The sequence below is a fragment of the Eubacterium sp. AF15-50 genome (assembly GCF_934835595.1).
Taxonomy (GTDB): domain Bacteria; phylum Bacillota; class Clostridia; order Lachnospirales; family Lachnospiraceae; genus Eubacterium_G; species Eubacterium_G segne.
The window spans coordinates 1-15156 of sequence record NZ_CAKVZL010000012.1 but is presented as its reverse complement, the minus strand read 5'-3'; the positions used below and the strand labels follow the sequence as shown (position 1 = coordinate 15156).

17 protein-coding genes and 2 tRNA genes are annotated in these 15156 nt (G+C 34.0%); all 19 read left to right on the top strand.

Features of this window, described 5'->3' with window-relative positions; translation table 11 throughout:
* Positions 1-16: 16 nt before the first annotated feature.
* Positions 17-742 carry an NAD-dependent protein deacylase gene (locus Q5O73_RS02830; RefSeq protein ID WP_021953492.1) on the top strand — a complete coding sequence of 242 codons (726 nt, stop codon included), beginning with the start codon at positions 17-19 and terminating at the stop codon, positions 740-742.
* 147 nt (positions 743-889) lie between these two features.
* Positions 890-2125, top strand: coding sequence for a LysM domain-containing protein (locus Q5O73_RS02825; RefSeq protein ID WP_302668986.1), 1236 nt, complete (start codon positions 890-892; stop codon positions 2123-2125).
* 26 nt (positions 2126-2151) lie between these two features.
* Entirely contained in the window at positions 2152-3417 is a 1266-nt protein-coding gene (locus Q5O73_RS02820; RefSeq protein WP_302668985.1) for a DUF5711 family protein, read from the top strand.
* Positions 3418-3468: 51 nt separating this feature from the next.
* Positions 3469-4179: a CvpA family protein gene (locus Q5O73_RS02815; RefSeq protein ID WP_158576865.1), complete on the top strand. Its 711-nt coding sequence runs from the start codon at positions 3469-3471 to the stop codon at positions 4177-4179.
* A 127-nt stretch (positions 4180-4306) separates the two neighbouring features.
* Positions 4307-4378, top strand: a tRNA-Glu gene (locus tag Q5O73_RS02810).
* A gap of 89 nt (positions 4379-4467) precedes the next feature.
* Positions 4468-4538, top strand: a tRNA-Cys gene (locus Q5O73_RS02805).
* A gap of 112 nt (positions 4539-4650) precedes the next feature.
* On the top strand, positions 4651-5637 hold the full coding sequence (locus tag Q5O73_RS02800; protein ID WP_302668984.1) for a hypothetical protein: 987 nt from the start codon (positions 4651-4653) through the stop codon (positions 5635-5637).
* A gap of 108 nt (positions 5638-5745) precedes the next feature.
* Complete coding sequence (locus Q5O73_RS02795) at positions 5746-7434, top strand: hypothetical protein (RefSeq protein ID WP_021953487.1); 1689 nt, start codon at positions 5746-5748, stop codon at positions 7432-7434.
* The gene (locus Q5O73_RS02790) at positions 7418-9214 is read left to right on the top strand and encodes an Ig-like domain-containing protein (protein ID WP_302668983.1); all 1797 of its coding nucleotides are present in this window, start codon (positions 7418-7420) and stop codon (positions 9212-9214) included. The genes Q5O73_RS02795 and Q5O73_RS02790 overlap by 17 nt, the downstream gene beginning before the upstream one ends.
* A complete protein-coding gene (locus Q5O73_RS02785) occupies positions 9214-9390 on the top strand; it encodes a DUF951 domain-containing protein (RefSeq protein ID WP_021953485.1) in 177 nt (58 codons plus the stop codon). Before Q5O73_RS02790 ends, Q5O73_RS02785 begins: the two co-directional genes overlap by 1 nt.
* A 452-nt stretch (positions 9391-9842) precedes the next feature.
* Complete coding sequence (locus Q5O73_RS02780) at positions 9843-10205, top strand: GntR family transcriptional regulator (protein ID WP_021953484.1); 363 nt, start codon at positions 9843-9845, stop codon at positions 10203-10205.
* Positions 10202-10900 (top strand): ABC transporter ATP-binding protein, encoded by a 699-nt coding sequence (locus Q5O73_RS02775; protein WP_021953483.1) that lies wholly within the window; start codon positions 10202-10204, stop codon positions 10898-10900. Before Q5O73_RS02780 ends, Q5O73_RS02775 begins: the two co-directional genes overlap by 4 nt.
* Positions 10894-11694 (top strand): hypothetical protein, encoded by an 801-nt coding sequence (locus Q5O73_RS02770; protein WP_021953482.1) that lies wholly within the window; start codon positions 10894-10896, stop codon positions 11692-11694. Before Q5O73_RS02775 ends, Q5O73_RS02770 begins: the two co-directional genes overlap by 7 nt.
* Positions 11695-11844: 150 nt before the next feature.
* Entirely contained in the window at positions 11845-12135 is a 291-nt protein-coding gene (gene rpsF / locus Q5O73_RS02765; RefSeq protein ID WP_021953481.1) for a 30S ribosomal protein S6, read from the top strand.
* A 24-nt stretch (positions 12136-12159) separates the two neighbouring features.
* Positions 12160-12612, top strand: a complete 453-nt coding sequence (locus Q5O73_RS02760; protein ID WP_021953480.1) for a single-stranded DNA-binding protein — start codon at positions 12160-12162, stop codon at positions 12610-12612.
* A 44-nt stretch (positions 12613-12656) separates the two neighbouring features.
* The gene (rpsR, locus tag Q5O73_RS02755) at positions 12657-12920 is read left to right on the top strand and encodes a 30S ribosomal protein S18 (RefSeq protein ID WP_021953479.1); all 264 of its coding nucleotides are present in this window, start codon (positions 12657-12659) and stop codon (positions 12918-12920) included.
* Positions 12921-13073: 153 nt separating this feature from the next.
* The gene (locus Q5O73_RS02750; RefSeq protein ID WP_021953478.1) at positions 13074-13652 is read left to right on the top strand and encodes a hypothetical protein; all 579 of its coding nucleotides are present in this window, start codon (positions 13074-13076) and stop codon (positions 13650-13652) included.
* A gap of 51 nt (positions 13653-13703) precedes the next feature.
* Complete coding sequence (locus Q5O73_RS02745; RefSeq protein ID WP_021953477.1) at positions 13704-13874, top strand: hypothetical protein; 171 nt, start codon at positions 13704-13706, stop codon at positions 13872-13874.
* A gap of 73 nt (positions 13875-13947) precedes the next feature.
* Positions 13948-14934, top strand: a complete 987-nt coding sequence (locus tag Q5O73_RS02740) for a leucine-rich repeat domain-containing protein (RefSeq protein ID WP_021953476.1) — start codon at positions 13948-13950, stop codon at positions 14932-14934.
* Positions 14935-15156 lie beyond the last annotated feature (222 nt).

The window sequence follows — 15156 nt, the reverse complement described above, 5'->3', positions numbered from 1 at the left end:
TAAAGGAGGTTTTCCAATGGAAGAAAATATAAAAAGATTAAAAGAGACAATTGAAAATAGCAATAATATTGTATTTTTTGGTGGAGCGGGAGTTTCTACGGAAAGTGGAGTACCTGATTTTAGAAGTGTAGATGGACTTTATAATCAGAAGTACAAATATCCTCCGGAAACTATATTAAGTCATACCTTTTTTAGAACAAAAACAAGGGAATTTTTTGAATTTTACAGAGATAAGATGTTGTTTCCTGACGTAAAGCCTAACAAGGCACATTATGCACTGGCAAAACTAGAAAAGGAAGGAAAATTAAAGGCTGTTGTAACTCAGAATATTGATGGATTGCATCAGGCGGCAGGAAGCAAAGTAGTTTACGAATTGCATGGCTCAGTTCATAGAAATTACTGTGAAAAATGTGGAAAATTCTATGATTTTGATTATGTGTATAATTCAACAGGAATACCTGAATGTGAGTGTGGCGGAATTATTAAACCTGATGTTGTATTGTATGAAGAAGGGCTTAACCAGGAAATATTAAATAATTCCGTAAGAGCCATTGCCAATGCAGATGTATTGATAATAGGGGGAACTTCCCTTGCAGTATATCCGGCAGCAGGTCTGATTGATTACTATAAAGGAAACAAGCTTGTTTTAATAAATAAAAGTACCACTGCTAGAGACTGCTATGCAGATATTGTTATAAACCAGCCAATAGGAGAAGTTTTAGGTCAGGTTGTGGACTTATAATTTGATTTTTGTAAAAAGAGAGAAAACGCTGTTTTTATATTGAGGTATTTGTCGTAAAGTTTAGTGACATTAAGGCATTGATTTGACAAATTAATACACCCCTTCTGTGCTAATATTTACAGGTAATATGAAGAAGGAGGAGGTCTCATGATAGAAATGGTATATAATGGCAAAGAACCGGTAGAGCAGGGAGAGGTAAAATTACCTAAAAATATACGCCAGATAGGAAACAACGATTCTAATAAAAAAATATATGTAGAAGATTATGTTTTAACACAATTAAAGAAAAAAACTCAAAATGAAGAGGACATAAGGTATGGTGTTTTACTTGGTGAAGTGAAAAAAGGAAGAGGAAACACATACATATTTGTTAAAGCCATGGTAGAGGTTTTGGACATAATTGAAAACAGTCTTATATTTAACGATGATATCTGGTCAGGAGTATATTCAAACATAAAAAAGTACTTTGACAAGATGAACATTGTAGGATGGTTTGTTTCGGTTCCTTATAGAGTTACAGACGATATGAACGGAATAAAAAAGGTGCATCTTGATAATTTTGCCGGAAATGACAAGGTTTGTTTTTTAAGCGACAGAACCGAGAAAGAAGATAATTTCTTTATTTATGAGCAGGGAAGTCTGGAAAAACAGCCGGGATACTATATCTATTATGAAAAAAATGAAAAAATGAAGAAGTATGTAAAAAGTATTAATAATGGAAAATCTTCAATAGATAGTGCTCAGCAGACAAAAAGTGAAGCCAAAAAAGAGGACAGACAAATTAATAACATAAAGTTAAATGAACCTGAAAATAACCCACAGCAAAAAAAAAAACTAAATACAGCGCCGGTACCCGCAATTGATAGCGCAAAAAGTTTCAGAGACATAGCTAAGGAAGAAAGACAGGATACAGTTATACGACAGGGGAAAATGGCATATGGTGTCAGCGGTATTCTTATAATAGCATTGTTGTTATCTACAGTTGTCATGCTAAACAATTATGGTGAATTAAAAAATATAAAGCAGACATTGTCAAACTTTAATATGAAACAGGAAGCTCAGGCAGTTAATCAAATATTAAATAGTGAAACAACCCCGGAGACGACCCGGAAAGAAAAAAATGATAACGGAGAAAGTCAGGTTAGTGAAAACAAAGAAACTGTCATTTCAGAAACAAAGAATGATGAAAAAACAGATACTACAGAAACAGTCGTAAACAGTTCATATTCAGGAAAAAGTCATGTAGTTAAGGCAGGTCAGACCCTTTATGACATAAGCATGAAGTATTATGGAACAAGTAAAATGGTAGATGAGATAAAAGAATATAATGATATAGATGATGATTACACTATCGTGGAAGGTCAGAAAATATTATTACCATAAATGTTAAAAAGGTAGTGCGATATTTTATGAGATATTGTATAATCGTAGATAGTTTCAAAAAAATTATTGAAGATTATACAATGGGAAGTGAAAATGTGGCACAGGAATATTCCGAAAAAGTAAGAAAGTTTAAGAAAAATAATAAAATAGCAGATATATTAGTAAAGATTAAATCTTTTTTCAGGAAAATCAGAATAGGTGTTGTACTTGCAGTTGTAGCAGTGTTGGCAGTTATTATCGGTATTTTCTTTTATAAAAAGTATCAGACATTTGATAATTATAAGGTGATAGATTCACTTAAAGTAGACAGCGGAAAAGATAGCAGATATGAGGCATATGGAGATTTTGTCATAAAGTATAGTAGTGATGGAATATCCTATATTGATGGGACGGAGACTGTATGGGATGAATCCTTTGAGATGAAATCTCCTATTGTGGATATTTGTGACGATTACATTGCCGTTGCAGATAAAAATACAAATGACATTTTTATTTATAATAAAGATGGTAAGGTAGGGCACGCGTCAACAAGCTATCCTATTGTGAAGTTAGAGGTGGCATCCCAGGGAGTTGTTGCCGCATTACTGGAAGATAAAAATGCAAATTATATAGAAGTATATGATAAGGATGGAGAGAAACTTATTTCCCACAAGACATTGTTACGGGAAAATGGATATCCCCTTAATTTTTCCATATCTGAAAAGGGAAGTAAGATGGTGGTGTCATATGTTACAGTAAACGGCGGAGTTATGAAGAATAAAGTTTTATTCTACAACTTTTCAAGTGCCGGACAGAATGCTTCAGATATGATGGTGGGAGAATTTGACCAATATGGAGAAACTCTGGTGCCGATGGTTAAGTTTATTTCTGACAATGTGGCAATAGCCGTGGGGGAAAATGTTCTCACAGTTTATAGTATGAGAGATAAGCCGTCTGTTAAGTGCGAAAAGAAGTTTAAGGATGAGATTCAGAAGGTTTTTTATAGTGACAATTATGTAGGTTTTGTTTTAAAAAATGCCAATAGTAAAAAGCCATATAGAATAGAAGTTTATAATTTAAGAGGCAAAAGAGTTATGAGGGCGGAAACCTCTGTGTCATATAATAACGTAACATTTTCCGGAGAAAATGTATTAATGTATGATGACATGAATTGTAAAATAGTATCTTTTGGAGGAGTGGAAAAATTTACCTATACCTTTAAGGGACAGATTAATGATATAATCCCGGTGGATGGTAAAAAAACATTCTTAATAATGGGCAATTCAAAAGTACAAAAAGTGAAATTAAAGTAGAATTAGGTACAGAATGAGAGAATGTGTCTGTATACCAGTAAGGAGGCAGATATGGGAAATATATTGTTAGTAGCAGTTGGAGTTTTTTCTATTATTATGATATTAACAGGATTGAAAAAAGGTCTTATACGAATGGCTTTTTCACTGTTATCAATGATAGTTATTTTATTTTTGATAAATATTTTAACACCGTCAGTTAAGCAATTACTTAAGGCAACACCGGTATATACTGAGATTACGTCCAGTATTGGAAAATATGTTGATGATAATGTTAATTTGGCAACTAAAAATATGACTCAGACAGGTGTAAGTGCACAACAGAAAATAATTGATGGTTTACCTCTTCCTAAAGAAATTAGAAAGAGTTTAAAACAAAATAATACTGAAGAAAGCTACAATTCTTTTAAAGTAGATTCATTTTCTGCATACATATCGGCATCGCTGGCAGATATGATAGTAGGTGCTGTAGCATTTATAATACTATATATTGGATTATCAGCTTTACTTAAGATATTAATAAATGTTCTGGATATTGTTGCAAGGCTTCCGGTGATTAGCACATTTAATGCAGCAGGCGGAGCATTAGTTGGATTGGCAGAGTCCGTAATCATCATATGGATAGCCTGCATTGTTGTAACTGCTTTTAGTTCAACACAGTGGGGACAGACGGTTTGTAAGGCAATTTCAGATAATGGTATATTAAGTTTTATTTATGACAATAATATTATACAGAAGTTTATTACAGGGATTTTTTCAATATAAATTATAGAGAGGATTTTATAAGGAAAATCCATAAATGAAATTTCTTAAGTAAAATATATAAATTTTATTGACAAAATATATTCTATCTGATACATTATAAAGGCTGTTAAAGTGGTTAATCCACTATGGCTCCATGGTCAAGCGGTTAAGACACCGCCCTTTCACGGCGGTAACAGGGGTTCAAATCCCCTTGGAGTCATTGACGTTATGGCGAAATGTAATTGTATTTGCAAAATTGCCTTGACGATATTAAGAACCCTTGTTATAATAAAGTGGTTCTAAAAATATGGCGCAATAGCCAAGTGGTAAGGCACGGGTCTGCAACACCCTGATCACCAGTTCAAATCTGGTTTGCGCCTCTAGAGAAAGCACTCAGAGTTTCTGGGTGCTTTTTTTCTTGACTACTATTGTGAACATAGATAAAATAAAATTAGGAAGTTGTGGCAAATAACAATCATGAAAGGAAAGTATATGAAGAATAGAATAATTGCAATTATTTTAACAATTACTTTATTGGTTACACTGGCTATTCCTGTTGTGGCAGCAGGTGATGGCAACTGGGGAGATGATAATGCTCCATGGAATGTGGGAATAACAAATGACAAGCTTTTAGGTAATTATGAATTGGGAACATCAAAGGAATTTGAAATAGCATATTACCCATCAGACAGTGTAGGATTAAAGGCAATAAGACATATAGAAATAACAGGTGATTACCCGGTATCAGGATTTGAATACTATGAAAATGGCAAGTGGAATGATGTGGAACAGTTTACTTCAAAAATAGTATTTAAGGATACAACAAAACAGAAAGTGCATGTAACATTTAATAAAGAAGGAAAGTATACAATAAAGTTTTGGGTATCAACAGCTGATGGAAATCAGTCTGTAGTAGCGAAAAGAGTCATTAATGTTGCAAAAACATCAATAACTCTTTACAGGGAAGTGGAGACTACACCTACAGCAGTTCCGACCACAAAGGATATTGAGCCGGTTACAACAGAACCTGTTACAGTGGCACCAACTACAAAGGATGAAACAGAGTCAGAAGCATCAACACAGGCACCGACAACTAAGCCTATTATAACAGAGCCGGTTACGATAAAACCGACTACAGTTGTTCCTACAACTAAGTCAGTTACAACGACAGCTGCTCAAAAGGTTAAGGTGGGAAAGACTGCAATAAAAAAAGCTGTTAAACAGAAAAAAGCCAAAAAGGCAAAAATATCTCTGAAAAAGGTTAAAAAAGTTTCAGGATATCAGGTGCAGATATCTACCTCAGCTAAATTTGTCAAGAAATTAACAATTACTAAAAATATTAAGAAGACAAGCTGTACAATAAAAGCTTTAAAGGCAAAAAAAGTATATTATGTCAGAGCAAGGGCATACATAGTGAAGGGTAAAAAGAAATATTATGGCACCTGGACTGTGAAAAAGAAAGTAAAATTTATAAAATAGGAATGTGAGAGTATTATAATACTTAAGACATTTCAGACACAAAAGATTTCACATAAATTTTCATGTGGAATCTTTTGCATAATGAAAGAAAATCATAAGGAGTTTTTTATGAATATATTTAGCAACTTGATGTATAACCAGAGTTTTGCCGTAAAGGGGAAAGTCAATATAAAAAGATTAATTGTAAGCCTAATAATAACAATAGCAATAGAATTTGTGGCATTTTATGTAATGATTCCGGCGTTTAATATCCATTCCATGGAATTTTGGGAGTTTCAGGGATTCTTTCTCCTTGTATTTTTTGTTCTTACATTTAAAACCAAAGGAAAGAATAATATAAAATTAAAATACAATGCAATCACTAAAATTGTAGGAATAATTTTAGTGTTAGGTGTGTTGGCGGTGCTAATAGGAAATCTTGTATCGGCAAAAATTTTTAACGCAAAAAGATATGCTTCCATAATGGACATAGAAAATACAAAATTTGAAAATATAATAAAACCGTCGGAAACAATAAATGACATTGCCCTTATGGATACAGGAAGTGCCAGAGTAGTGGGACAAAGGGCAATAGGTGCATTGTCAGATGTAGTCAGCCAGTATCAGATAAATGAAGACTATAGCCAGATTGCATTAAATGGCGAGCCGATGAAGGTGGCAACTTTAGAATATGCCGGATTTTTCAAGTGGTTTAATAACAGAAAAAACGGCATTCCAGGGTACGTGTTAGTAGACGCCGTTAAATTTGAGGCTAATTATGTTAAATTAAAACAGGCTATTAAGTACACAACATCAGGATGGTTTAATGATAATCTTCAAAGACATTTAAGATTTAAATATCCAACAGCAATATTTGAAGGATATTATTTTGAGGTAGATGAAGAGGGAAATCCATATTATATCTGCCCTACAATGACTGCAAAAATAGGACTTTTTGGAGGTTATGACGTAAATGGTGTGGTAATATGCAATCCGTGTACAGGAGAATGCAAAAAGTATTCATTAGACGAAGTTCCGCAGTGGGTTGACAGAGTTTATGATGGAGATTTAATTGAAACTAAATACAATTGGCATGGAATGTTAGCAGATGGATTTATCAACAGCATAATAGGACAGAAGGATTGTAAGAAAACCACGGCGGATTATGGATACAAGGTCATTGACAATGATGTGTGGATTTACACAGGAGTAACCTCTGTTATTGATGACTCATCAAACATAGGATTTGTAATGGTAAATGCCAGAACCGGAAAGGCAAGTTACTTTAATGTGGCAGGTGCTGAAGAATTTTCTGCAATGGAAGCGGCAGAGGGACAGGTTCAGAATTTAGGATATGATGCGGCGTTTCCGTCCCTTATTAATATTGATGGAAGACCAACTTATTTTATGGTATTAAAGGATAAGGGAAATCTGGTAAAACAGTATGCCCTTGTTGATGTAAAAAAATATAGCATAGTTGCAACGGGGCTGACGCAGAAGGATACCCTTGCAACCTATAGAAAACTTCTTAGGGAAAATGGTGTAAACTTATCTGATAAGCAGGAAGATTTGTCAAAAATATATGAAAGTGCCCTTATTGAGGTTAAAGAAATAAAATATATAAATATGGCAGATGAAACATATGTGTACATTACAGATAAGGAAGGCAATGTTTATAAAGAAAAATTTGCTGATGATGAAACTCTTGTATTTATAAGTCAGGGGCAGCAAATTGAAATATATTATGACACAAATGATGATACAGCAATAAGAAACATACAATCATGGAAGAAGGTTAATAATGTTAAGAATGAATAAGAAACTCTTAAAAAGTTTAGCACTAATAATGTGTATTGTAATGAGCTTTAGCGTATATTTGCCGAAAGTAAATATAAAGGCAAAAAGCACAGTGTATCTTTCGAGCACTAATATGGAGCTGACTAAGGGAAAGAAAACCAGGTTAAGGTTAAAAAATGCTCCGAAAGGTGCAAAAATAACCTGGAAGACCACTAATAAATATGCGGTAGTTGTTTCTAAAAAAGGTACGGTAAGGGCTGTAAATGCAGGTAATGCTACTATATATGTTAAATATAAAAATAAAACCTATTCCTGCAAAATTAATGTGCCGGATCCGGACAGACAAATTAAGTTAAATTCACAAAATGTTACTTTGGTTGAAAATAATACTTTTCATCTTGTGGCAGAAACAAACAGTAAGGTAACGTATATATCAGAAAACAACAATATAGCAACTGTTGACAATAATGGACTTATAACAGCAGTTAATCCGGGAACAGTGACTATTACCGCAAAAACCGCAACAGCATTTTCAAAGTGCACTGTACAGGTTCAATCAGCAGATGAGCAGGCTACAAGCCCTGACTGGATATACAATAAATCTGCAACAGGTATCAGAAGAATAACTAAAAGAGGAACGGTTATTTATGATAATATCTGTTGGGTAAGTAATAAAGCCATATCCTTTAAAATTGATAATATTAATGAGAATAACATAAAAAAATGCGTATGGAGTTCTTCTGACAAAACGGTTTTGTCTAAGCCTCAAAAAAGAGATGGAAGTCTGATAACAACAGATGCAAATACATTAAAAGCAGGAACCGCAATTGTTACGGCAAAGGTTACTAATAAGTCGGGAAAAGTAAGTAAATATACCAGTTATGTTTTTGTAACAACTCCTGCCGCGGACAAGAGTAAACTTACACTTTATGGAAAGGGTGTAGGAAATAACAGACAGCAATATGTAACTTTTACAGGATTAAACAAGTTTAGCACCATATCAGTTAGTAATAGTAATGAAAAAGCGGCATCGGTTCAGATTTTTCATGATAAAATGGCTGTTACAGGTCTAAGCGAGGGAAGCGGTACCATTAAAGTGACAATAGATGGCAAAGTCATAAAAATAAAATATGTTACATATAATGCAATAGTAACGTGTGGTGCAGCAGGCATCCAAAAGAAAAAGACAACTAAAATAACAGTGTCGGGAGCAGAGGGTATCACTCCGCAATACACATCAAGAAACAGAAAGATTGCCACGGTTAAATCTGATGGAACAGTTAAAGGTGTAAGGTCAGGTGTTACATATATAGATGTAAAGCTGGGAGATTACACAAAAAGCTTCCGAATAGAGGTTTCTGCAACAGGAATGCAGACAATCATTGATAGAGCTAATTATATAGTAAATCATTGGAAGTACAGTCAGGCAAAAAGAATGAAAAGTGGATATTATGACTGTTCAGCGCTAGTTTGGAAGGGATATAAGGCATACAATAATTATCAGAAAAAATTAGGCAGTTCTAAATGGGCATATTCGGCAGGAGAGTTGTTTGATTACCTGTACAGCAAAAATCAGATTATTTATTTTGGTTATACAGGAACTGATGATATGAAGCCGGGAGACCTTATTTTTTATGGAGATTACAATAATGCAGTAAAATATAGTACCCCGGGACGTACTCTTGATATATATCATGTGGCAATGTACGCAGGAAACGGACAGGTTGTTGAAAAAGGTGGTCAGACAATGAGCAGCAACAATACAAAATATATTGTAGGAATTGGGAGAGTGGTAAATTAATGGATTACGTTATTGGAAATATAGTCACTTTAAAAAAAGGACATCCCTGCGGTACAAATGAGTGGGAGGTTATAAGAACAGGAGCGGATTTTAAACTGAAATGCAGGGGATGTGGCAGAATAGTTATGATTCCAAGAAAAGCATTTGAGAAAAGCGTGAAAAAAGTTATAAGTTAAGATAATAGGAACAGAGTTGCATGAAGATTGAAAATTGCAAATCTGTTCCTATTTTTTATAATATGCAAATACACAAAAAATATATAAATAAAATAAAGATAACTTGACAACACAACAAAACATATGTATTATAATCAATACAAGATGTAATAAAAATATTGTGATGTGAGGATTAAAAGCAGAACAGATTAGACAAATATGAAAAAGAAATAGAGGAATTAAAGAAGCAGCTTGCCGAGAGACAACCGGCTTAGAAGACTGCTTAAAAACACTTAAAAACGTAGAGGAAATATTTAGGACATGAATCTAAATTTCTTCTACGTTTTTTTTGGGAAACAATAACATGATATGAGTGTTAAAAAGTTAATTTTGCTAAAACTATTGACAAATTCTAATCAAGATGTATTATTGTATTAAGCACTTAATACAATAATACAGAAAGGAGAAGAATAATGGCATGGGAATTTAGAAATGACAGACCCATATATGCACAGATTTTAGAGCAGATTGAGCAGAAGATTGTCACAGGCGAATATGAAACAGGTAGTAGGATACCGTCTGTAAGGGAACTGGCGGCAGAGGCATCGGTGAATCCTAATACCATGCAGAGAGCCATGACTGAGTTAGAAAGCAGAGGTCTTATTATTACCAATCGCACATCAGGCAGATGTGTTACAGATAATGTGGAAATATTAAACCAGATAAGAAAGAGCAGAGCAAAAGAATATACCACGGAATATCTGGAAAAAATGACAGAACTTAAATATAAAAAAGAGGAGATAATAGATATAATTAAGGAGGGAGACAGCAAATGAGCATTTTATTTGAATGTAAGGATTTGAGAAAAAATTATGGAAAAAATCAGGCATTAAAAGGACTCAATTTACAAATTGAGAGTGGACAGATTGTAGGGCTTCTTGGACCAAACGGAAGTGGGAAAACCACACTTATAAAGCTGGCAAACGGACTACTTACTAAAAATGGCGGTGAGCTTTATATTGATGGCAAGGAAGTGGGAGTTGAAACAAAGAAGATAGTTTCTTACCTTCCGGAAAGAACTTACTTAGATGTTCATTCCAAGGTAAAAGATGTTATTGAATTTTTCAAGGATTTCTACAGTGACTTTGAGGAAAACAGAGCCTATGATATGCTTTCAAAACTTAACATTAATCCTAATGACAAATTAAAGACCATGTCTAAGGGAACCAGGGAAAAGGTACAGCTTATTCTGGTAATGAGCAGACAGGCAAAATTATACTTTTTAGATGAACCAATTGGTGGGGTGGATCCGGCAGCCAGAGATTACATATTAAACACTATTATTTCAAATTATAATCCGGAAGCGGCAGTTATAATTTCAACACATTTAATTTCTGATATAGAAAAGGTTTTAGATGATGTGGTAATGATAAAAAACGGCGAACTGGTTATGCACAAAAAAGTAGATGAAATAAGAGAAGAATACGGAAAATCAGTGGATGAAGTATTTAGGGAGGTATTCAGATGTTAGGAAAATTGATAAAACATGAATTCAAGTCAACTGCCAGAATGTTTGCTGCATTATATGGCGTTGTATTGGTAATAACTTTAATATTAAAAGGTATAGTAGAAGTTCAGACGGTGTTTAAAGTGGATAATACCGTTTTAAATATGATTACCATGGTAACTATTATCGCCTTTGTGTTGGGAATTATAGCTATATTCTTAGGTTCCTTTGTGCTGGTAATAAAAAGATTTTATGACAATATGCTTAAAGATGAAGGATATTTGTCGTTTACTCTTCCGGTAAGAATGGGTGAGCACATTGCCGGAAAATCCATAGTAGGTTTTGCATGGATGGTTATTAGTGCAGTGGTAGCTGTTTTGCTGGTTACAATTTTAGGATTAGGTCACAATGAAATTTTAAACAGTGTTAAAGAGGGCATTGAGCTTGGTATTAAGGAAATGCAGGAATTTGGATATACGGGATATGTGGTCGAGCTTATATTTGTACTTTTGTTAGGCTGTTACAGTGCTATTGTTATGGGATATGCGTGCTTTAGCATAGGTCAGACATTAGGTAAAAATAAGGTATTGGGAGCTTTTGTGGCTTACCTTATAATTTACTTTATAATGCAGATAATTTCATCAGTAGCCATGGTGGCAATTTTTGGAAGCAATCTTGATGCACTTAATAATGCCGATATGGGAGATGCGTTTTTCCAACCGTTAATGACATTTTCCTTAGTGCTATCCATAATACAGATTGCTGTATATATTGCAATTACAAACTTTATGCTTAAAAGAAAGTTAAATTTACAGTAAATAATGGAAATTTAATAAATAATTTAATAAATAAACCGGAAAAAGCCCTTGCTATAAGGGCTTTTTTATGTTATGATGTCTACTTGTGAAATATTAATAATCCTTGCTTTTTCATAAGGAAAAAGCCAGAGACCAGAAGGAGGTAAAAGCATGAACAAATATGAATTAACAGTTGTTGTTAGTGCGAAACTTGATGATGAAGGAAGAGCAGCTGAATTAGAGAAGGTAAAAGCTCTTGTTGAAAAATTCGGCGGTACTATTGCTAACATTGACGATGCTGGAAAGAAAAAATTAGCTTACGAAATCCAGAAGATGTCAGAAGCATATTACTACTTCATTACTTTTGATACTGATAACACAGACGCTCCAAGCGGAATAGAAAGCCAGCTTCGTATTATGGAAAATGTTATCAGATTTATGTGTGTCGCTGTAGAAGCATAATTTGAGACATAAGAGAGGTATAATATGAACAAGGTTATATTAATGGGTCGTTTGACCCGTGATCCGGAAGTCAGATATTCTACATCTGGTGACGGACAGTTGGCTATTGCAAGATATACATTAGCAGTAGACAGAAGATTTAAAAGAGATGGAGAGCAGTCAGCAGACTTTATCAGATGCGTAGCATTTGGAAGAAGTGGTGAATTTGCAGAAAAGTATTTCCATCAGGGAACAAAAATAGTAGCTGAGGGTCGTATTCAGACAGGAAGCTATCAGGATAAGGATGGTAAGACAGTATACACTACAGAAGTAGTTGTAGAAAATCAGGAATTTGCTGAGAGTAAGGCAGCATCTGATAATGCAGGATTCCAGGCACAGCAGCCTGCTGCAGCATCAGCACCGACAGCTCCTGCAGGTGATGGATTTATGAACATCCCTGATAATGTGGATGATTCAGGTTTACCATTCAATTTTTAGTAGTCTCTAGTATATAGTAGAGAGAATATTTAAGGAGGTAAAAAATGCCATACAATAAGAGCGAGAGACCAGATTCTCCAATGAGAAGAAGAGGCGGTCGTAGAAGAAAAAAAGTTTGTGCATTCTGTGCAAATGAAAATAAAGCAATTGATTATAAAGATGTAGCAACATTAAAGAGATACGTGTCTGAAAGAGGTAAAATTCTTCCTAGAAGAATGACAGGAAACTGTGCAAGACACCAGAGAGCTCTTACAACAGCTGTTAAGAGAGCAAGAAATATCGCATTAATGCCATACACAGTAGAGTAAAACAATGATTTTTAAAGGCTTTCCCAGTAGTGGGAGAGCCTTATTTTTACCCTAGTACACCAATTTTACACCAATTGAAAAAGAAAAAGAGGTATCGCCCAATATTCAAATCAATTTGATCAGACTGAAAACTGTGATTATGTTGCTAAACTGATGAACTTTTTAAACAGTTCTTCATCTTTTAATGTATATAATTTTAAACAGTTATTGTCAGATATACAGTTAGAATCAGTCAGTACACAATCAAGTAAAAAACAAAACATAAATGTACAAAAGCAAAATTCTAATATTTCTTCTCAGACACAAAAAGCTGAGCCGATAGTTAATAGAACTGATGCGAATAGTGTACAACAGCCGAAGGTAAATTCGATACAAAAAGAACCTGTTGTAAGACAGAACATACCCGATAACAGAATATCTGTACCACCAGTACAACCTCCGGTGTCAGCAATGAATGTACCGCAAGGCGCAACTAATGTCGGAAAAAAGGGAAAAGATGAAAAAGAGATATCTATGTTTCATTTACTGATGCACTATAGCAAGGAAAACAAGGAGAAATATAGACAGCAAAAACAAGAAAAAAACAGTGGAGCTAAAAAAAGTAACAATGTAAATAAAAAGAGCAAGAACAATACTCAGGCACCATTTTCAGTTCCTGGAGCTAATTTCTCAGTGCCGGGATTGGAAACACCTAAGATGCAAGACAGTGTTGCACCACAATCACCTGTATAAAATAAAAATTCGTATGTACAATCGGTACAAAATGCACAGCAGAATGTGATTATGCAACCGAGAAAATCATATGCAGATGTAGCAGCCGATTTTGGAGAAACAACAATTTTAGGTGGTGGAGCAGACTTTGGTGGAACAACAGTGTTGTCAGAGCAGGAAACTCCTATAAAACCAACACATATAATACCTTATTTAATTAGACTTAAAAATATTGAGTTATAAGCAAAAAAATGTTATAGCCATTAAGAGACATAGCAGAATTATATTATCAAAGGAAGGTATAAAGGAGTTTTTTATGAAAAAATCAAAAGAATATGTAGGGATTGTGCTTACATTCATAGTAACATTGATGTTAGTGGGAATGATTTCAGGAACAGTGAAAGCGGAAAATATTAGAAGTGGGGAGTATGAGTATTCTTTAAGTAGTGGAGATGCAACTATTGAAAAATACTTAGGCAGCGCAACAGATGTTATAATACCGTCAACATTAGATGGTTATGAAGTAAAAGGGATAGATTATGATGCTTTTTTGAACTCGAAAATTAGCAAAGTTACAATACCGGAAGGGATAACACGTATAAGTTTTGAAGCGTTTAAAAACTGCGAGTCATTAAGTACAGTTAATTTTAATGCCGTAAACTGCGAAGGAACGGTGAGCCCGGTTTTTGCAGGATGTAAGAACTTAAAGACAATTAACATAGGTTCAAAAGTAACCTTGATAGGTTCATATATGTTTGCCAATGTGCCGGCAGAAAACATAGTATTGCCAACATCAGTAAAAGAAATTGACTATGATGCATTTGCAAATTCAGAACTAAAAAGTATTACCATACCGGAGAATGTTCAGAATATATCATTTGAAGTTTTTAAAGGCTGTAAAAATTTTAAGGACATATATTATGGAGGCTCAAAGCAGGGCTGGCTAAAAATTAGAATAAGTGACAATAATAAGGAACTTAAAAATGCCACAATCCATTTTGCTAAGATACAGGTTCAGCCATCAAAGGTTTTGAAAGCTAACAAGAAGAAAAAAGCAAAAAAGGTAAAGATTAAAATTTTAAAAGTAGCTTCATCATATGGTTACAGAGTTCAGGTTTCAACAACTAAAAATTTCAAAAAGAAAATTCTGGACAAGAAAGTTAAGAAGTGCAGTTTCACGCTTTCAAACTCTAAGTTGAAGAAAAAGAAAAAATTATATGTGCGAGTACAGAATTCTCAGTTATATAATGGAAAGGTTTTAAATTCTAGTTGGTCTAAAGCTTATAAAGTTAAAATTAAATAAAAGTTAATAGTGAAAAAAGCAAAAAAGCGCATTTCTGCTCAAGAAAGTAGAGGGGCTTTTTGTGAAAGTTTTTCTGTAAATTTAATATTTAAATATAATTAATAGGCCTTCTATGATAAAATTTATTATAGGATGCCTTAATTATGGCAAGAGAAAAAAAGTACACAAGGTACAAATGACCGATGGCAAACGTGCCATCATCCACCATCTATTGGATGAATA